At 44.6% G+C, this 19,853-nt stretch carries 17 protein-coding genes, 1 tRNA gene, 2 rRNA genes and 1 other RNA gene; 11 read left to right on the forward strand and 10 right to left on the reverse strand.

The genetic code is table 11. The annotated features are described in order from the left end of the window. The first annotated feature begins 23 nt into the window (after positions 1-23). The 3 genes from rrf (EJ063_RS09000) to rrf (EJ063_RS09010) all read left to right on the forward strand — a co-directional run bounded on the left by rrf (EJ063_RS09000) (position 24) and on the right by rrf (EJ063_RS09010) (position 452). A 5S ribosomal RNA gene (rrf, locus tag EJ063_RS09000) occupies positions 24-139 on the forward strand. A gap of 65 nt (positions 140-204) precedes the next feature. Beyond that, a tRNA-Thr gene (locus EJ063_RS09005) sits at positions 205-280 on the forward strand. Between the two features lie 56 nt (positions 281-336). Next, positions 337-452, forward strand: a 5S ribosomal RNA gene (gene rrf, locus EJ063_RS09010). A gap of 225 nt (positions 453-677) precedes the next feature. Here the strand turns inward: rrf (EJ063_RS09010) and EJ063_RS09015 are convergent. The 5 genes from EJ063_RS09015 to leuA all read right to left on the reverse strand — a co-directional run bounded on the left by EJ063_RS09015 (position 678) and on the right by leuA (position 6,361). Next, on the reverse strand, positions 678-1,460 hold the full coding sequence (locus EJ063_RS09015; protein WP_126573967.1) for a DUF547 domain-containing protein: 783 nt from the start codon (positions 1,458-1,460) through the stop codon (positions 678-680). 122 nt (positions 1,461-1,582) lie between these two features. Continuing rightward, positions 1,583-2,185: a 3-isopropylmalate dehydratase small subunit gene (leuD, locus tag EJ063_RS09020; RefSeq protein ID WP_126573968.1), complete on the reverse strand. Its 603-nt coding sequence runs from the start codon at positions 2,183-2,185 to the stop codon at positions 1,583-1,585. Positions 2,186-2,196: 11 nt separating this feature from the next. Next, on the reverse strand, positions 2,197-3,594 hold the full coding sequence (leuC, locus tag EJ063_RS09025; RefSeq protein WP_126573969.1) for a 3-isopropylmalate dehydratase large subunit: 1,398 nt from the start codon (positions 3,592-3,594) through the stop codon (positions 2,197-2,199). Positions 3,595-3,665: 71 nt separating this feature from the next. Further along, entirely contained in the window at positions 3,666-4,757 is a 1,092-nt protein-coding gene (leuB, locus tag EJ063_RS09030) for a 3-isopropylmalate dehydrogenase (protein WP_126573970.1), read from the reverse strand. A 56-nt stretch (positions 4,758-4,813) separates the two neighbouring features. Next, positions 4,814-6,361, reverse strand: a complete 1,548-nt coding sequence (gene leuA, locus EJ063_RS09035; protein ID WP_126573971.1) for a 2-isopropylmalate synthase — start codon at positions 6,359-6,361, stop codon at positions 4,814-4,816. 498 nt (positions 6,362-6,859) lie between these two features. On the opposite strand from leuA, the gene EJ063_RS09040 reads away from it, so the two are divergent. The 6 genes from EJ063_RS09040 (at position 6,860) to ilvN (ending at position 14,409) form a co-directional block, all read left to right on the forward strand. Further along, positions 6,860-7,387 carry a phosphatase PAP2 family protein gene (locus tag EJ063_RS09040; RefSeq protein ID WP_126573972.1) on the forward strand — a complete coding sequence of 176 codons (528 nt, stop codon included), beginning with the start codon at positions 6,860-6,862 and terminating at the stop codon, positions 7,385-7,387. A gap of 3 nt (positions 7,388-7,390) precedes the next feature. After that, positions 7,391-8,437, forward strand: a complete 1,047-nt coding sequence (locus tag EJ063_RS09045; protein WP_126573973.1) for an MJ1255/VC2487 family glycosyltransferase — start codon at positions 7,391-7,393, stop codon at positions 8,435-8,437. A gap of 383 nt (positions 8,438-8,820) precedes the next feature. Beyond that, on the forward strand, positions 8,821-9,780 hold the full coding sequence (gene leuO, locus EJ063_RS09050) for a transcriptional regulator LeuO (RefSeq protein ID WP_126573974.1): 960 nt from the start codon (positions 8,821-8,823) through the stop codon (positions 9,778-9,780). Between the two features lie 163 nt (positions 9,781-9,943). Further along, complete coding sequence (locus tag EJ063_RS09055; protein WP_126573975.1) at positions 9,944-11,752, forward strand: AMP-dependent synthetase/ligase; 1,809 nt, start codon at positions 9,944-9,946, stop codon at positions 11,750-11,752. A gap of 436 nt (positions 11,753-12,188) precedes the next feature. Beyond that, on the forward strand, positions 12,189-13,913 hold the full coding sequence (locus tag EJ063_RS09060; RefSeq protein ID WP_126573976.1) for an acetolactate synthase 3 large subunit: 1,725 nt from the start codon (positions 12,189-12,191) through the stop codon (positions 13,911-13,913). Position 13,914: 1 nt separating this feature from the next. Continuing rightward, positions 13,915-14,409, forward strand: a complete 495-nt coding sequence (ilvN, locus tag EJ063_RS09065; RefSeq protein WP_126573977.1) for an acetolactate synthase small subunit — start codon at positions 13,915-13,917, stop codon at positions 14,407-14,409. 64 nt (positions 14,410-14,473) lie between these two features. Here ilvN and serA read toward each other — a convergent pair whose 3' ends face one another. The 5 genes from serA to EJ063_RS09090 form a co-directional block, all read right to left on the reverse strand. Further along, positions 14,474-15,703, reverse strand: coding sequence for a phosphoglycerate dehydrogenase (serA, locus tag EJ063_RS09070; RefSeq protein ID WP_126573978.1), 1,230 nt, complete (start codon positions 15,701-15,703; stop codon positions 14,474-14,476). 265 nt (positions 15,704-15,968) lie between these two features. Further along, entirely contained in the window at positions 15,969-16,625 is a 657-nt protein-coding gene (rpiA, locus tag EJ063_RS09075; RefSeq protein WP_126573979.1) for a ribose-5-phosphate isomerase RpiA, read from the reverse strand. A gap of 90 nt (positions 16,626-16,715) precedes the next feature. Then, complete coding sequence (locus EJ063_RS09080; RefSeq protein WP_126573980.1) at positions 16,716-17,300, reverse strand: 5-formyltetrahydrofolate cyclo-ligase; 585 nt, start codon at positions 17,298-17,300, stop codon at positions 16,716-16,718. A gap of 32 nt (positions 17,301-17,332) precedes the next feature. Beyond that, positions 17,333-17,516: non-coding RNA, 6S RNA (ssrS, locus tag EJ063_RS09085), on the reverse strand. Positions 17,517-17,537: 21 nt separating this feature from the next. Then, complete coding sequence (locus EJ063_RS09090; protein ID WP_126573981.1) at positions 17,538-17,846, reverse strand: cell division protein ZapA; 309 nt, start codon at positions 17,844-17,846, stop codon at positions 17,538-17,540. Between the two features lie 236 nt (positions 17,847-18,082). Between EJ063_RS09090 and EJ063_RS09095 the strand changes: the two genes are divergently transcribed. Together EJ063_RS09095 and ubiH are read left to right on the forward strand one after the other, a co-directional pair. After that, complete coding sequence (locus EJ063_RS09095; RefSeq protein WP_126573982.1) at positions 18,083-18,658, forward strand: YecA/YgfB family protein; 576 nt, start codon at positions 18,083-18,085, stop codon at positions 18,656-18,658. A gap of 12 nt (positions 18,659-18,670) precedes the next feature. Next, positions 18,671-19,846, forward strand: a complete 1,176-nt coding sequence (gene ubiH / locus EJ063_RS09100; RefSeq protein WP_126573983.1) for a 2-octaprenyl-6-methoxyphenyl hydroxylase — start codon at positions 18,671-18,673, stop codon at positions 19,844-19,846. The last annotated feature ends 7 nt before the right edge of the window (positions 19,847-19,853 follow it).

Genomic DNA, 19,853 nt, shown 5'->3' on the forward strand with positions numbered 1-19,853 from the left:
TAGAAATAGAGAGAAAGAATTTGCTTGGCGACCATAGCGATTTGGACCCACCTGATTCCATGCCGAACTCAGAAGTGAAACGAATTAGCGCCGATGGTAGTGTGGGGTTTCCCCATGTGAGAGTAGGACATCGCCAGGCTTTAATTTTATAAAAGAGCCCGTTTGAAAAAGCGGGCTTTTTTAGTCCTTACGGGACATCTTGATGCTGATATAGCTCAGGTGGTAGAGCGCATCCTTGGTAAGGATGAGGTCCCCAGTTCGAGTCTGGGTATCAGCACCATTTACTGTTTGTTTTAAGCTTTTTTTAGAGTTTAAACCAAAATGTAAAGAATTTTACTTGGCGACCATAGCGATTTGGACCCACCTGATTCCATGCCGAACTCAGAAGTGAAACGAATTAGCGCCGATGGTAGTGTGGGGTTTCCCCATGTGAGAGTAGGACATCGCCAGGTTCATATTTTAAAACCCAGTCTTCGGACTGGGTTTTGTCGTTTTAGGGGTGAAAAACACCTAGGGCTATGGCTAAACTAACGGGCGCCGAAGGAAAGAGTGCCGTTCCTAACTGGGAACTCTACCTTATATAAATGTCGCCTTGGCTTTGTAGTCCTTATTATCATTCATTACCTTAGGGAAGGTTGAGCAACCACTATTAACCCTTCCAAGGCTCTTGTTACGCTCTATTTCTTGTCATTTAAATCCCAGCTATATTCGTAGCTAAATTCCCCAGTGAAAGTGCTTAATTCTGGGCGATACTTCGCTAAGTGCTGGATCAATTCTTGTTTGTTGCCAAAATCATCTGCAAACCAGTCGTAAATTGATGACAGCTGAGTGTTCTTACCTGAAAGTAAAACCCCCTTATCACTATTAACAAATTCTTTAGCCGCTTTTTCCAACAAAGCTTCAGTGTTATCTGCAGTAAAGGCCTGTTCTTGGAGGTTTGGACAGCCCAAGCTTGCACAGTTCACTGCATAATGAGTTCGAGGGTCATTCCAAATTGGCCGAAGAATTCGGTGCTCAATATCGTTGAGTGTTAAATCTTTCCCCGCAACTTTTACCACGTCGTTTCCCCAAGGCCCAAAGCTAAATAACCCACCTAACTTGGTTATTGATTTAACGGGGTAGTCATCAAGGATTAAATCGACGGTAATCGCATTGTATAGGTTGACCCAATACGCATATTGCTCGTTTAGCGAATATTCACGAGGATCAATGTTTTCAAGCGATTCGATATACCGATTTAGCTTCTGCTTATCTTGGCTTGAGACAGAGCCGTATTTTACTAACGTATAGTCTCCATCTTTAACTAAATAGTTATCAAGAAAGTTCTGCCAATCTTGATGAGAAATCGTGGTTGTGTTTTTTTGATTGGACTGCTGCCAAAAAGACCACAATTCAGACTTAGGTGCCGCGAATAGATGAAATGAAGTAAGAGTCAGTAATAGAGCAACGATGCGTATCATTAGCCAAATCCTTTAGTCGAAAGCGCTTTAACTACTAGACCTAACTAAGCGCGAATTTGTTTCGTTAGAAACAAAAAAGGTTAGCCCAAGCCAACCTTTTTAGTACAGATTTCTAGTCTAGTTTACTTCAAGAAGCTAGGAATATTCGATTCAAACTCCGCAATCTTACCTTCATGCTGAAGTGTTAAGCCGATATTATCTAAGCCGTTAAGTAGGCAGTGGCGACGGAACTCATCGATTTCAAACGAGTACTCTTTACCGTTTGCTCGAACCAAATTAGCTTCTAGGTCTACTTCAACTTGTGCGCCTTCATTCGCATCAACAAATTGGAAGATCTCATCAACTTCTTGCTCAGTTAGACGAACGGGAACCATCTGGTTATTGATTGAGTTACCGTAGAAGATGTCAGCGAAGCTAGGAGCGATCATCGCTTTGATGCCGTAATCCGCCAGTGCCCATGGTGCATGCTCACGAGAAGAGCCACAGCCGAAGTTTTCACGAGCTAGCAAGATAGAAGCACCTTGGTAACGAGGAGCATTCATTACAAACTCTGGGTTTGGCTGCTCGCCAGCATCATCTAGAAAGCGCCAATCATGGAATAGGTGCTTACCAAAGCCTAGGCGAGAAACCTTTTGTAGGAACTGCTTAGGGATGATTGCATCGGTATCAACGTTCGCTGCATCTAGAGGTACAACCAAGCCTGTGTGTTGTTTAAAACCTGACATGACTATTCTCCTTATAATTCACGAATATCAACAAAGTGACCAGCAATCGCTGCCGCCGCTGCCATTGCAGGGCTCACTAGGTGGGTACGACCATCACGGCCTTGGCGGCCTTCAAAGTTACGGTTTGAGGTAGAGGCACAACGCTCATGTGGACCTAGACGGTCATTGTTCATTGCTAGACACATAGAACAACCTGGTAGACGCCACTCAAAGCCTGCATCTTTAAAGATTACGTCTAGGCCTTCAGCCTCAGCTTGTGCTTTAACTTGCTCAGAGCCAGGAACGATAAGCGCTTGCACGTTATCTGCCACCTTGCGACCTTTTGCCACTTCAGCTGCTGCGCGCATGTCTTCGATACGTGAGTTAGTACAAGAACCAACGAACACCTTATCTACCTTGTAATCAGACAGCGCTTTGCCTGCTTCTAGACCCATGTAAGCTAACGCTTTTTCAGCGGATGCTTTCTCTACAGGGTCTGCAAAACTTTCTGGAGCAGGGATAGGTTGGTCAACCGCAATTACCTGACCTGGGTTAGTGCCCCAAGTTACCTGAGGTTTTATGTCTGCGGCATTAAGCGTTACGACCGCATCAAATTCAGCGTCATCGTCTGTTTTTAGGGATGACCAGTATTCAATTGCTGCTTCTAACTCTTCGCCTTGAGGAGAGAATTTACGGCCTTTAATGTATTCGAATGTAGTCTCATCCGGTGCAATTAGACCGGCTTTAGCACCTAACTCGATTGCCATGTTACATACTGTCATACGACCTTCCATCGTAAGATCAGTAATCGCTTCACCACAGAATTCTACAACGTAGCCAGTGCCGCCTGCTGCTGTGGTTTTACCAATGATTGCTAGTACGATGTCTTTAGCTGTGATGCCAGGTGCAACCTTGCCTTTCACTTCGATTTTCATCGTTTTTGCACGTGCTTGTTTTAGCGTTTGAGTCGCTAGAACGTGCTCAACTTCAGATGTACCGATGCCGAATGCTAGTGAGCCAAATGCGCCATGTGTTGCCGTGTGTGAGTCACCACAAACAATCGTCATACCCGGTAGCGTAATACCTAGCTCAGGCCCCATCACGTGTACAATACCTTGGTATTTGTGGTTGATGTCGTAAAGCGTTACACCAAACTCTTCACAGTTCTTCGATAGCGTTTCCATCTGGATGCGTGCCATCTCGCCTGAAGCATTGATGTCTTTAGTTTGCGTCGAAACGTTGTGGTCCATCGTTGCAAATGTTTTGCCTACCTGACGAACCTTACGACCTTTTTCACGTAGGCCATCGAACGCCTGTGGTGAAGTTACTTCATGAACCAAGTGACGGTCGATGTATAAAATTGGGTTTTCACCCTCAGCGGCTACGGCAACGTGTGCGTCATAAACCTTTTCGTATAATGTCTTGCCCATTATCACTATCCTGTGTGTAGCTCCTGACAACGGCTTATCAGGAGCGAATAATTATTATCTGTCTGCGTAAATTAAGAATTTAAGATGTACTCAGCGATCTTATCGCCCATCTCTGAAGTCGATAGCGCTGGTTTGTCACCTGATAGGTCGCCTGTTAGCTCGCCTGCTGATAATGCCTGAGATACTGCAGCTTCAATGTCTTGCGCTGCAGCTTCTTCACCTAGGCTGTAACGTAGCATTAATGCTGCTGATAGAATCTGCGCTACAGGGTTAGCAATGTTCTTACCTGCGATGTCTGGTGCACTGCCGCCTGCTGGTTCGTATAGACCGAATTTGCTCTCGTTTAGTGATGCAGATGGAAGCATGCCCATAGAGCCAGTGATCATTGCGCACTCATCAGAAATGATGTCACCAAAGATGTTTGAACATAGCATTACGTCGAACTGTGAAGGATCTTTGATGAGCTGCATTGTTGCGTTATCGATGTACATGTGTGACAGCTCAATATCTGGATAGTCTTTTGCGATCTCTTCAACCACTTCACGCCATAGGATAGAGCTTTGAAGCACGTTAGCTTTATCGATAGAACACACTTTCTTGTCACGCAGGCGTGCAGATTCAAAGGCGATCTTAGCGATACGTTCGATTTCGAAACGGTGGTATACCTCAGTATCAAACGCTTTTTCGTTAGGACCTTCGCCTTCACGGCCTTTAGGTTGACCGAAGTAGATGCCGCCAGTTAGTTCTCGAACCACAACGATGTCAAAACCGTTGCCTGAGATATCTGCGCGCAGAGGAGAGAAGCTTTCTAGACCTGTGTGGATCTGTGCTGGACGGAGGTTACAGAACAGTTGGAAATGTTTACGCAGAGGAAGTAGAGCGCCGCGCTCAGGTTGATCGTTTGGTGGAAGGTGTTCCCACTTAGGGCCGCCAACCGATCCGAATAGAACAGCATCTGATTCTTCACACGCTTTAACAGTACTTTCTGGAAGAGGGCTGCCGTGGTTATCAATAGCGATACCGCCAACATCGTGCTCGTCACGAGCAAAATGAATACCGTGCTTTTTCTCGATGGCATCTAGAACTTTGTGTGCTTGAGCCATTACTTCTGGGCCAATGCCGTCACCTGGTAAAACGGCAATGTTGTATGATTTGTCTGTCATGTTAATCCTTTAATTTTTATATCTTCCAGGGACGACTCGCATCCCTGGAGTCTTACTTATACTGTTTCGATTTTCTTCTGTTTGATCTCAGCGATCTTATCAGCACGGTGAATGCTATTGATTACGTGAAGTAGCGCTTGACCAGAAGCTTCAACGATATCGGTAGACACACCGGTACCGTGATACTTGCGGCCCTTGTAGTTGGCAATAATGTCTGCCTGACCTAGGCCATCTTCACCTTCGCCTTTGGCGGTTAAATCGAACTTGTCTAGAACAATATCATAACCCGTCACACGATAGATACACTGATATAGTGCATCGACTGGGCCATTACCAACGGCAGCTTCTGATTGCTCTTCATCACCACATTGCAGTTTGATACTGGTGGTTGCCATTACACTGCCTGATTGCACGCTTAGGTAGTTCAACTTGTAGAAATCATCTTCTTCACGCAAGTTAGAGAAATGCATCAACGCTTCTAAGTCGTAGTCGAATACTTGGCCTTTACGGTCTGCCAGTTTCAAGAAGTCTTCGTATAGAGCGTCTAGGTTGTACTCTTCATCTTTGTAGCCCATGGTATCCATGTGGCTCTTAACTGCAGCTCGCCCCGAGCGGCTTGTTAGGTTTAGCGCTTGGTTCTTAAGACCGATCGACTCTGGAGTCATGATCTCGTAAGTGTTTTTATTTTTTAGCATGCCGTCTTGGTGGATACCTGAAGAGTGGCTAAATGCATTCGCACCTACAACGGCTTTGTTATCTTGAATCGGCATATTACAAAGCTGACTGACTAGCTTACTGGTGCGGTGGATTTCGTCATACTTCAAGCCAGTGTGAACACCTAGTAACTCTTGGCGAGTTTTGATGATCATCGCGATTTCTTCTAACGAACAGTTACCCGCTCGTTCACCGATACCATTGATGGTGCCTTCAACTTGGCGAGCACCCGCTTGTACGGCAGCGATTGAGTTTGCCACTGACATGCCTAAATCGTCATGGCAGTGCACAGAGATGATTGCTTTATCGATATTTGGTACGCGGTTAAATAGCGTCTGAATAATGCCACCAAATTCGTTTGGTACTGTATAGCCTACCGTATCAGGAATGTTGATAGTATTTGCGCCAGCATCGATTGCCGCTTCTACCATACGACATAAGTTGTCGATTGGAGTGCGTCCTGCATCTTCACAAGAAAACTCAACGTCATCGGTATATTTACGGGCATGTTTGACGGCTTTAACCCCCATCTCGACTACGTCATCGTAGCTACGACGCAGTTTGTCTTGAACGTGCACAGTAGATGTTGAAATAAAGGTATGAATACGGAATTGGTCAGCCACTTTTAACGCTTCAGCTGCAGCGTCAATGTCTTTTGCAACGGCACGCGAAAGACCACAAATACGGCTGTTTTTAATATTACGAGCAATGGTTTGAACTGACTCAAAATCACCAGGAGACGAAACAGGGAAACCTGCTTCGATCACATCTACACCGAGTCTTTCAAGTGCGTAGGCAATTTGCAGTTTTTCCTTAACCGTCAAACTTGCTGACAACGCTTGTTCGCCATCACGTAGAGTGGTGTCGAAGATAATGACTTGATCGTTCATGAGTGCTTCCTTAGTGATTTGATGTTTATTACATCAGTTAATCGTTTACTTCCATTACTTAGCGATAAAAGCTAGGTATAAAAAAACCCGCATCGGTGTGCGGGTTTTGTGTAATTCTGTGTGGTTATTTTTCTTCCACAGCCTACCCGCGCGATTATGTCACGATAAGGAGGAGGCGCAGCAGGATAGAAAAACGAGTCATCATTGTTAACGATTCCTGTAAAGGCGTTAAATAAACCACAAAATTAAGTTAACAAATTAGTACCGCACTCAGAGGTGAAGGTCAACTATAAAGTGACATTTTTATTCAAGTCAGATCAGTTGAAGCCATAATCCTACAAAATTAGCAATTTTAACCCCTGCTTTTATCATCTTTATCAATGGTGATTGGTGTGTGTTATTTATTCGCAACATGTCACCGAATCTCAGTCAAAGTTTCACGGACTTGTCACTAAATCTCATTAGCTTGAACGTACACCGTATATTAAGGAGTCGGTTATGCGTTCAATCGAACCCATCGCTAAGTTGGATCTGGCATTTTCGCTTTTTTGTTTGCAACACAAATTCCAATATCCCATTTCACGGATTAGCAGGGCGATGTCTCATACAGGGGATGGCCACCTCTACGCTGTGTTTGGGTTACTTGCTTTCATGTTTGGGGAAGAACACGGCGAGCTCTTCTTGATTGCCGGGCTTGTCGCCTTTGCTTTTGAGTTGCCTATCTATTGGGTCATAAAGAATACATTTAAGCGACGTAGACCACATGATTGTTCTGAACTCGTTACTTCATTCATCACACCGAGCGATCGCTATAGCCTTCCTTCTGGGCATACCGCCGCTGCATTCTTAATGGCTACTTTAGTGAACACTTGGTATATGGAAGTGGGCGAGTTTGCTTATGTATGGGCGATCTTGATTGCCAGTTCACGCATCTTTCTTGGGGTTCATTTTTTAACGGATGTGATACTCGGTGCGTTGCTTGGTTTTGGGTGTGCCAATTTAGCGATAAGCTTATTAGGAGGTTAAGCAATGAAAGTTCTCTATGGTGTGCAGGGCACAGGTAATGGTCATATTGCGCGAGCTCGAGCAATGGCTAAATCGCTCGAAAGGAAAGGGCTTGATGTGGACTACCTATTCAGTGGTCGTGATGACAGCAAATATTTCTCAATGCAGGAGTTTGGTGACTATCAAACTCGTCGAGGTCTCTCTTTTGTAACCGAACGAGGCCGAGTGAATTATTTGAAGTCAGCGTTCTCAAATAGCTTGTGGCACTTTTGGAATGATGTGAATCGCTTGGATTTGTCGAACTATGATTTGGTCATTAGCGATTTTGAGCCTGTATCAGCGTGGGCGGCCAAAAAGCAAAATGTCCCTTCAATGAGTATTAGTCATCAAAATGCCTTTCGTTATGATGTGCCCCTAAGAGGCGCGAATTGGTTGGACAAACGTGTCATTGAACACTTTGCCCCAGCCGATCATCGTATCGGTCTGCATTGGCATCACTTTGATCAGCCCATATTGCCGCCGATCATTCATGCGCCTGATGCTGTAAGTAAAGAAGAGCCGTTTGTTCTGGTTTATCTACCATTTGAGAGTCTCAGTGACATCTCTGAATTGTTATTGCGCTTTACGACTCAACCGTTTATCTGTTTTCACCCTGAAGTGGTGGAGTATCATCAGGTCGATAATGTTGAGTATTACCCATTAAGTTTGGAGGCCTTTCAATGCTACCTGAGTCGTTGCAAAGGGGTAATTGCGAACGGTGGGTTTGAATTGCCATCTGAAGCGATGATGCTTGGAAAAAAATTGCTGTTAAAGCCGCTGAATGGGCAGTTCGAACAAATGAGTAATGTGGCAACCTTAGAAGAGCTTGGCTTAGCGAGCGGTATGAATACTCTAGATGCAGCATTAGTGCGACATTGGTTAGATGAAGAACGAGGAGAAAGTGTCCGTTATCCTGATGTGGCGGCGGCTCTCGCTGATTGGATCATGGAAGGGGACTGGGAAGAGACCGCTCACTTGACTCAATCGCTTTGGGATAAAGTCGACTTTCCTAGTTATTTTACTCGAAGTTAGGTGTCAAACGTCAATTGAAATGGCATCTGTTATTGATGCTGTTTTTGTATCGCTAGAGTGATTAATAACCCTAAGGTATTAATCATACTCTTGTGTAACAAACGGAATTTATATCTAAAACGTATGGATTTAGTTGAAATACCTTCGTTTATCTTTTTTTACAAGGCGTCTAAGTAATTGTTATTAAATACGATAAATTTTTGATACGTAAAAAATACTGATTAATTGTCAATCTTGTTGCTTCTCGCTAAATGATTCGTTGATAGTACGGATTCGCGATTAAACATCCAAAAAATAAATATAACGGATGAGGCGAAGTTCGGTTTTCTATTCCAACTGATTTTAACGAACCATTTACGCTGAAGAATTGAAGAGGCTGCCTGATGATTGACAAGAAAGAATCTATGAGCGCTATTGCTAGCTACCGTATGGAAAGTACGTTACGTGGAGTAGATCTAAACCTATTAACTGTTTTTGATGCGGTAATGCAGGAGCAGAATATTACTCGTGCAGCTCATAACTTGGGCATGTCTCAACCCGCAGTAAGTAATGCTGTTGCTCGCCTAAAAGTGATGTTTAATGATGAGCTGTTCATGCGTCAAGGTCGCGGTATTCAGCCAACTCAACGTGCGCGCCAACTCTTTGGGCCTGTGCGTCAGGCGCTGCAATTGATCCGTAATGAGTTGCCAAGTTCAGTATTCTCTCCAGAGACTTCAACACGCTTATTTAAACTGGCAATCTGCAGCCCTTGTGATATGCGTTTTGCACCAAACATCATGTCGACGATTCATGAACAAGCGCCAAATGTGCAACTTCACCTAGACGCGGAATTTGATCGTCAGCTAGCAGAAAGAATGCGCTATCAAGAGATTGATTTTGTGATCGATTACGCTCGCTTTGATGAGCAAGGTTTCTCAAGCACTGAAATTTTCCAAGATGAGCTAGTGGTTGTGGCTTCAAAAGCTCACCCACGCATTCAGGGTATCGTTACCCCTGAGCTGCTTGTAAATGAACGTCACGCTAAGTTATCGAAAGTTCACGGTCAGCGTAGTTTCTCAGAGCAAGCTTACCGCGATTTAGATGTTCAGGCTTACTATGAAGGTACCAGCCTAAGCAATGTACTTTATGTTGTTGGTCAATCAGAGCTTGTGACGATTGCTCCTCGTTGGATGGTAGAAAATGCGGCGAATAAAGATCAACTGCAAGTGATTGAGTTCCCATTCGAGAACGGCAAAATTAGCGGGTTCTTGAGCTGGCATGAATCAAGTGAAAAAGATAAAGGTCACATCTGGTTACGTGATCAACTGATGATGATTTGTGGTGAAGTTGTCGCACTAGACTAACTGATAATCCAAGTTAAACAAAAACCTTGAATGGCCTAAGTCATTCAAGGTTTTTTACTATTTATATTGATAACTTTGACGCTCATCAGTTGCCTTTTCTAACCCGAAATGTACACTTGTGCGCTGATTAAAGCTTACAGGTGTAAGCTAAAGGTAGACAAAGATGGCCAACTTAGATTTTCATATCGTAAAACGAATTCGAGACCAAATTGCCAAAGGCGGCGACCGCATTGCACTTAAACATAAAGTCGGCAATATGTGGAACGGCATCAGCTGGAAGCAGTTTGGTCAGCAAGTTGACTCCCTTTCACTTGCTCTATTGGCTCAAGGAATCAGAGTTCAGGATAAGATTGGTATCTTTTCCAACAACATGCCGCAATGGACAGTAGCAGATTTTGCCGCACTTCAACTGCGTGCTGTCACTGTTCCAATTTACCCAACAAATACCGCTGCTCAGTCAGCATATATTCTACAAAACGCAGACGTTCGTGTTCTTTTTGTTGGCGAACAAGCACAATTTGATGCAGCGGTTTCTATCTTCGATGAATGTGAGCAACTTGAACTGATCGTTGCGATGTCGGATGACATAGACCTTGGAAGCTTTGAGAATGCGATTGGTTGGCAATCTTTTATCTCAAATACTCAGACTGATTTTCAGCAAGAGCTAGACCAACGTCTAGAACAAGCGAATTTTGATGACTTACTTACGTTGATCTATACCTCCGGCACAACAGGTCAGCCTAAAGGGGTAATGCTCGATTACGCGAATATTGGTTCACAGCTTGAAGGTCATGATGAGCGACTAAGTTTGTCTGAATCTGATGTGTCTTTATGTTTCTTACCGCTATCACACGTCTTTGAGCGCGCTTGGACCTTCTACGTGCTTTATAAAGGTGCGACCAACTGCTACTTGCAAGACACAATGCAAGTTCGTGATGCACTGAGCGAAGTTCAACCAACAGTGATGTGTGCGGTTCCTCGTTTCTACGAGAAGATCTTCTCAGCTATTCATGAAAAAGTGGCGAAAGCGCCGTTTATTCGTAAAGTTCTTTTCACTTGGGCGGTGAATATGGGAGCGAAGATGGCAGTCTGTCATCAAGAAGGTCGCAAGCCATCAATCATGCTTAAGAAATCTTATGCGCTGGCTGACAAGCTGGTTCTGTCAAAGCTACGTGCTTTACTAGGTGGTAAGATCAATTTTATGCCATGTGGCGGTGCAAAGCTTGATGAAACCATTGGTCGTTTCTTCCATGCCATTGGTATCAACGTTAAGTTGGGCTACGGCATGACAGAAACCACGGCGACGGTTTCATGTTGGGATGATAAGTGCTTTAACCCTGACTCTATCGGTATGTCGATGCCGGGCGCTCAAGTTAAGATCGGCGAAAACAACGAGATCTTAGTGCGTGGCCCAATGGTGATGCGTGGCTACTACAAGATGCCTGAAGAAACGGCGAAAACCTTCGATGAGCATGGCTTCTTAAAAACTGGTGATGCAGGTCACATTGATGAAAATGGCAATGTCTTCATTACTGACCGTATCAAAGAGTTGATGAAAACGTCTAACGGTAAGTACATCGCACCGCAAATGGTTGAAGGCACGATTGGTAAAGATCACTTTATCGAACAGATTGCTGTCATCGCGGATACGCGTAAGTTTGTGTCGGCGCTTATCGTACCTTGCTATGACTCACTTGAAGAGTACGCCAAAGAGCTTAATATCAAATACCACGATCGTGTTGAACTGATTAAGCATCACCAGATTGTCGAGATGCTAGAGACTCGTGTGAACGACCTGCAAAAAGAGCTGGCTAAGTTTGAGCAAGTGAAGAAATTCAAGTTGTTACCGAAAGCGTTCTCTATGGATGATGGTGAACTGACACCAACTCAGAAACTGCGCCGAAAAGTGATTAACGATAAATATCAGGACGAAATCGAAGAAATGTACAGTGATAAGCCAGAGAAAAAGTAGTTTTACTCTGAGTTAATTTTTCGATTGTTCAATAATCCCCCACCGCATAAAAAGTGCTGTGGGGGATTTTTTTCATCCTTAAGTATGGGACTTTGATACCAATAATGTTCTGATTTCTAGAATTCCAACTAATATTTTCAATTGAATTTGTGTTTGTATTTAGTGTTTGTATCTATTGTTTGTACGTTGATTAGGGCGTGTTTGCTACATTTTGTTGATAAACGGGATATTGTTTAAAGTGAGAGAGATATCGCATTAGACCCGATGCTAATAAAACGTTACATTTGTTGCTCAGCTTGTTTGATGTTATTTACAAACAAGACATAGCCGAAAAAGTGGAAGTATTTCGAATTAGGCTACGAATAAGACCTAGACTATGTAAAACCGGCCCAAGGTGTTGACCTTACACATTGGTAAACTGGTTAAGGAGAAAAATATGGCAGCAATGTTATCCGGCGCAGAGATGGTGATTCAGTCTCTGATCGAAGAAAACGTTGAACAGATCTTCGGTTACCCCGGTGGTTCTGTTCTTGATATCTATGATGCGCTTCACGCAAAAACAGACCAAATTAAACACGTACTTGTTCGTCACGAACAAGCAGCAACGCATATGGCAGATGGCTATGCGCGCGCAACCGGTAATCCGGGTGTTGTTCTTGTCTGTTCTGGTCCAGGTGCGACTAATACCATTACGGGTATTGCGACGGCCTACATGGACTCTATCCCTATGATTGTTATTTCAGGTAACGTTCCCAACAATATGATTGGTAACGATGCCTTCCAAGAATGTGACATCGTGGGTGTTTCTCGCCCGGTGGTAAAACACAGCTTCTTGGTGAAGAAAGCAGAAGATATCCCTGAGACAGTTAAAAAAGCCTTTTATATTGCGACAACGGGCCGACCAGGTCCGGTTCTGATCGATTTACCGAAAGACGTGATGAACCCGCAAATTAAGTTGCCTTACGAGTATCCAGAATCCATTTCGATGCGTTCTTACAAGCCAACGACGACTGGCCATAAAGGACAAATCAAAAAAGGTCTTAAAACGCTTCTAGAAGCAAAAAAACCAGTGCTTTATGTCGGTGGTGGTGCGGTTATCTCAGAAGCTGAGCAACACTTAACCAAACTCGCTGAAGCGTTAAACCTGCCTGTAGTAAGCACTTTGATGGGCTTAGGTGCCTTCCCTGGGACTCATAAAAATGCGCTCGGTATGCTGGGTATGCATGGTGTGTATGAAGCTAATATGGCGATGCACAATGCTGATCTTATCTTTGGTGTTGGCGTCCGTTTTGATGATCGTACGACCAATAACCTAGAGAAGTACTGCCCGAATGCCAAAGTGATGCATATCGATATTGATCCATCATCGATCTCTAAGAATGTAAAAGCGGACGTGCCGATCGTTGGTTCAGCTGAAAAAGTGCTAGAAGCCATGGTCAATTTGCTAGAAGAACAAGGCAGCACGAATGATCAAGAAGCACTTAACCGCTGGTGGGATGACATTCAAAGCTGGCGTGATCGTCAATGTTTGTCTTATGAAACCTCTCCTGAGCGCATTAAGCCTCAGCAAGTAATCGAAACGCTTCACAAGCTGACTAATGGTGATGCTTACGTAGCCTCGGATGTTGGTCAGCACCAAATGTTCGCAGCACTTTACTACCCATTTAATAAACCTCGCCGTTGGATCAACTCTGGTGGTTTAGGCACTATGGGCTTTGGTCTACCTGCTGGTATGGGGGTTAAATTTGCTAAGCCTGACGAAGAGGTTGTTGTTGTTACCGGTGACGGGAGTATCCAGATGAATATTCAGGAACTGTCGACGGCAATGCAATACGATATTCCTGTGAAGATCATCAACTTGAACAACCGTTTCCTTGGTATGGTTAAGCAGTGGCAAGACATCATTTACCAAGGTCGCCACTCAAACTCGTACATGAGTTCCGTTCCCGATTTTGCAGCTATCGCTGAAGCGTATGGGCATGTCGGTATTCGTATTGAAACCCCAGATCAGCTTGAATCTGGTTTGAAGCAAGCTCTTGATATGAAAGATCGTTTAGTGTTTGTTGATATCAATGTAGACGAAACCGAACACGTATACCCAATGCAGATTAAAGGCGAAGGTATGGATAATATGTGGCTAAGCAAGACGGAGAGAACTTAATATGAGACACATTATTTCACTACTCATGGAAAACCAGCCGGGTGCTTTGTCTCGAGTGGTTGGTCTGTTTTCTCAACGCGCTTACAACATTGAGTCTTTGACCGTATCACCGACTGATGACGAAACATTATCGCGTCTAAATATCACCACTATTTCAGATGATATGGAGCTTGAGCAGATTCAAAAGCAGCTCAATAAGTTGATTGATGTACTGAAAGTACAAGAAGTCACTGAACTGGACCACATTGAACGTGAGTTGATGATGGTAAAAGTGAAGGCGAGTGGCTTTTCTCGCGCTGAAGTTAAGCGCACCGCTGACATTTTCCGTGGTCAAATCGTCGATGTGACCGCTTCACAGTACACTGTGCAAATGGCGGGTACCAGTGAAAAGCTCGACGCTTTCATTCAGGCATTGTCTGAAGTGACCGAAGTGTTGGAAGTAGCGCGAAGTGGGGTGGTTGGTATTGCCCGCGGTGAGCGAACACTAAAAGCTTAAGACATTGAACCCAATAAAAAACCACCGAATGTTCGGTGGTTTTTTTGTGTCTGCATTAATGCAGTTAGTGCAGGATACGAGCACGGATTGTACCTTCGATGCTCTTTAATTTTGCTAGCGCTTCTTCAGAACGCTCAGTTTCCACATCAATAACTACGTAGCCAAAATCAGCCGCTGTTTGTAGGTATTGACCTGCGATGTTGATGCCTTCTTCTGCGAAGATGGTGTTGATCTGAGTAAGGATACCCGGACGGTTCTGGTGAATGTGCAGTAAACGCGAACAATCACGGTGCTCAGGCAGTGATACTTCTGGGAAGTTAACACTTGAAAGCGTCGAGCCGTTATCTGAGTATTTCGCCAGCTTACCAGCCACTTCCACACCAATGTTTTCTTGTGCTTCTTGTGTTGAACCACCGACGTGCGGAGTCAGAATCACGTTATCGAACTTCTGCAGTGGCGACTCAAATGGGTCAGCGTTAGTTTTTGGCTCTGTAGGGAATACGTCAATCGCTGCACCAGCAATGTGACCAGATTCTAAGCTGTGACATAGCGCTTCAATATCCACAACGGTTCCGCGCGCGGCGTTGATGAAGATTGAACCAGGCTTCATACGAGCGAACTCTTCAGCACCCATCATGTTTTTCGTTTCTGGTGTTTCTGGTACGTGAAGGGTGATGACATCACATTTGTTAAGCAGTTCGCTCATGGTGTGAATTTGCGTTGCGTTACCCAGTGACAGCTTGTTCTCAATGTCGTAGAAGTAGACACGCATACCTAAGTTTTCAGCAATAATACCTAGCTGAGTACCGATGTGGCCGTAACCGATGATACCAAGGCGTTTACCGCGAGCTTCATACGAGTTGTCGGCACTTTTTTTCCAGATACCACGGTGCGCTAGTGCGTTCTTTTCTGGGATACCACGAAGAAGAAGAAGTAACTGACCAAGTACCAACTCAGCCACACTACGAGTGTTTGAGAACGGTGCGTTAAACACTGGAATACCGCGCGCAGCAGCAGCGTTAAGATTCACTTGGTTGGTACCAATACAGAAACAGCCAATCGCAACCAACTTTTCTGCAGCATCGATGACTTCTTGGGATAGGTTAGTACGAGAACGGATACCAATGAAGTGAACGTCTTTTACCGCTTCTAGTAGCTCTTCTTCAGGAAGGGAACCTTTATGGTATTCGATGTTGGTGTAACCTGCCGCTTGAAGTACTTCTACAGAAGATGGGTGAAGACCTTCGAGCAGGAGGATCTTAATCTTATCTTTTTCCAGTGAAACTTTGGCCATTATCTTCGTCCTTAAAGTGGGGAAATTGGGGCTTAACTGGCGCACAAAGTATGTAGTGTAATAAAAGCAAACGTTTTGCTACCTAATACGGTGACGCAAACGTTTTCCTTGTGCGTCTTCTGCTCACTAAGTTAACAAAAAAAATACAGTTTGGGTAAGAAAATTACGGAATAAGCAATAATTATTGGAGAAATAAACAGCAAAACGGCACCAAAGGGTGCCGTCTGTAATGAAATAACAAGTTTAGGAGCGATTCGCTCTGTTATTACTCTTCGATTTTTGCGCCTTCAGCCGTACCAGTGATAACCACATCAGCACCACGGTGAGCAAATAGACCAACAGTCACAACGCCAGGTAGCGCGTTGATCTTATCTTCTAGATCTTTAGGGTTGGTAATCTTCAGACCATATATGTCTAGGATCACGTTACCATTATCAGTCGTGCAACCTTCACGGTATACTGGGTCGCCACCAAGCTTCACTAGCTCACGAGCAACGTAAGAGCGAGCCATTGGGATAACTTCAACAGGCAGTGGGAATTCACCCAGTACGTCGACTGCTTTGGTGTTGTCTACGATACAGATGAACTTGTCTGAGATAGCCGCTACGATTTTTTCACGTGTTAGGGCAGCGCCGCCGCCTTTGATCATTTCACGATCAGCGTTGATTTCGTCAGCGCCATCAACGTAGATGTCTAGACCCGCAACTTCGTTACAATCGAATACTTCGATTTCCAGTTCTTTTAGACGCTCAGTTGAAGCGACAGAACTTGAAACCGCACCTTTGATTTCCTCTTTCATTGTACCTAATGCATCGATGAAGTGATTGACTGTTGAGCCAGTACCTACACCTACAATACTGCCTTTTTCGACATACTTAAGTGCAGCCCAGCCAGCTTCTTTCTTCATTTCATCTTGAGTCATGCTCATCTCCTAAAAGAGGTTATATTAACGATTGCGCGGCGATTATAGCCTTATCCTTATCATACTTGAAGTCAGGAATGAGCGAACCGATCACCACTGCCAAATCTTGGTTGGAGTCACAATTTTAGGTAGGGGGACGTCCCACGATTCAATGGGTAAAGAATCTACGTGTTGGCAATCATGAGCGAGGCCGAGTGGTTTGGGGCCTTGTTTGGTTTTGAACCAGGGTTCGAGTGTTCGATCATAATATCCGCCTCCCATACCAAGTCGGTGACCAGAAGAGTCAAACGCGACAAGGGGAGTGCAAATAAGATCGAGCGATGAGGTTGGAATGATTTTTCTTTGCTCGAGTTTTGGCTCGGAAATATTGTACTTATTCAGCACCATTGAAGAATCAGGCGTGTAGTGCAGAAACAGCAAATGGCCTTTGGAAAATGGGTGAATCACGGGCAAATAAACCTGCTTGCCTGATTGCCACAGTCTTTCAATGAGTGGTTTTGTGTCGATTTCGCCATCAGCAGATAAATACAGGGCAATATGCTGGGCTGATTGTACTTCTTTAAGGGCAAAAAAACGTATCGCGAGTTCTAACCCTGCTTGGTGCTGGAAGTCTTGAGGCAGTTGATTGCGTTTGAGGCGAATTGCCTGCCGGAAGTCTTGTCGGGAAAGTGTCATGTTAATACCCATTCTTAAGGGTATTCAAAGGAGGATACCCCAGAGTGCCGTTGGAGATTTTTGACCCATGAACCAGCTGGTTCAGGGCGGATCAGCAATGGTTACCGTAGGCTTCTCGGTACATGCCGAGCTTGCTCAATAGCAACCAAGTACTAACCCTTAAAGATTGCTTATCGGCTCAGGGACGTAATCCCCTAACGAACACTCCAGGGTAAATTCTTGTGTTGTTTGTAAAGGCTATTGCTGTCCTGGCTTCGCTTTACTGATCGCACTGTCTAATGATGCAGAGAGCTGTTCCATTCGCTCGAGCAGTGCGTTTTGTTCTTGCTTTTCATCGCTGTTACGAGTTTCTATCTCATGACAAAAGTTTAAGGCAACAAACGTCAGAAGTTGAACTTCATTAGTAATCTTAGTCTTTTCTGCCATTTCTTTCAGGCGGTTATCAAGACGTAGTGCAGCATTAATGAGAGATTCTTCTTGTCCAGCTGGGCAGTTTACCCGTGTTAGCTTACCTAAGATTTCAACTTCTACCGCTTGATTACTCATATCGACTCTATATCTGTTGTCTAAGGTGATAAAGCAGACAATCACCGAGGGAGAAACTATAGAAAAACCCCAATTAAGATTCAAGCTTTTCAGGAGCCTCATGTGTAAATCAGCGCACAATAACACAGTAATTGGGCAATTTGAGTAAAAGCTATCCACAATTGCGTAATCGCTCGTTTTCGCCTGCTTTGGTAAGTGATACGATTGAACTTATTTATTTCAATTAGGTCCTGCCAATGAGCAACAAACAACTACCAGACTATCTGACATTTGCAAGTGAACTTCAGTCTTCAGGATTAGCCGTGAATCCTGCTGAACTTCATGGCCTATTAACCGGTATGTTAAGCGGTGGTCTAAGTTTGACTGATAAAAGTTGGCAGCCAATGGTTTATGATTACGTTAGCGAAGGCATGGGCTGGCCGAGTAAAGCGCTTCAACTGGCTGAAGCTGCGTTGGATGCTACCATTAGTGAGTTGACTGGATCGGGTATCGACCTTGAACTACTGCTCCCAGATGAAGAAGCAAGTGCTTCACTGTTTGATGTTGCCGATGGTCTTGCCGAGTGGGTGAATCACTTTATTTCTGGCTTAGGTCTTGTCAATGCTGAGCTAAAGAAAGCATCCAGTGACGTAAAAGAAGCCCTGACTGACCTAGAAGAGATCGCCAAGCTTGGCATTGATGAGGATGACGATCTGGAAGAGCAAGCACAGTTGTTGGAACAGGTTATCGAGCATGTCAAAGCGTGTGTATTGACGATTCACGCAGAGTTCGGTCAACGTCCAACAGAACAAGCGTCTCCAACGATTCATTAAGCAGGTACACCGATGAAGCAGTTTGATGTCGTCATTGCTGGTGGCGCAATGGCAGGAATGACCTTATCCTTGGCCATTAACAAGCTTGCTCAGGCTCCGCTGTCGATAGCGGTGATTGAGCCATACCCGGTTGATCATCAAGCACACCCTGGCTTTGACTCTCGCTCAATTGCGCTTTCCTTTGGCACGGTTAATCTCTTGAAGCAACTCGATTTGTGGGAGGATATTGCGCCTGTAGCAACGGCTATCGAACATATACATGTGTCAGATCGCTCTCATGCTGGGATGACCAGCATCTCAACTCAAGAATTGAGTGTCGACGCTTTAGGCTATGTGGTTGAACTGGCTGATGTTGGGCGCATTTACCATCGTAAGGTTGAAAAGAGCGCTAAGATTGAGCTGATTCAAGCTTCAGTCGAAGAGGTTAACCGTCAGACTGATAGCGTTGAGTTGCTTCTTTGCAATCAGCAGAAAATTGACACGAAGCTCTTAGTTGCAGCGGATGGCGCGATGTCAGCGTGCTGCCAGCAAGTCGGTTTACCTTTATCGGAGCATGACTTCGAACAAGTGGCTGTGATCGCAAATGTGACCACTCAGCAAGCGCACAATGGTCGTGCTTTTGAGCGTTTTACCGATTCTGGACCGGTAGCCCTGTTGCCGATGTCTGAAGGGCGAATGTCTTTGGTATGGTGTGTTAAGCCAGAAGAAGCGCCAACCATCATGCATTACACGGATGAAGAGTTCTTGTCTGCCTTACAAACAAAGTTTGGTTGGCGTTTAGGTGTGTTAGAAAAAGTCGGTCAGCGGGCCAGTTACCCATTGTTGCTTCGTTATCGTCAGCAGAATGTATCGCATCGGTTTGCGGTGATCGGTAATGCTGCGCAAACCCTACACCCAATTGCCGGGCAAGGGTTTAACTTGGGCATTCGAGATGTGGCTACTTTGGCAGAGACTATCGCAGCGCACGCTCAAGACCCTGGGTGTTACTCAGCACTTAAACAATTTAAACATGCGAGAAAAGACGATCGTCAGGCGACGATTACGTTGACCTCATCACTGGTTCATATTTTCTCGAATGACTACTTAACCATGCGAATTGGCCGAAACTTGGGTTTATTTGCAATGGATAACGTTGCGCCACTAAAAACACCCCTATTGAGTCGTACATTAGGTTTGGTGTCTCGCTAAATCAGCA

Source organism: Vibrio aquaticus (assembly GCF_003970385.1).
Lineage (GTDB): Bacteria > Pseudomonadota > Gammaproteobacteria > Enterobacterales > Vibrionaceae > Vibrio > Vibrio aquaticus.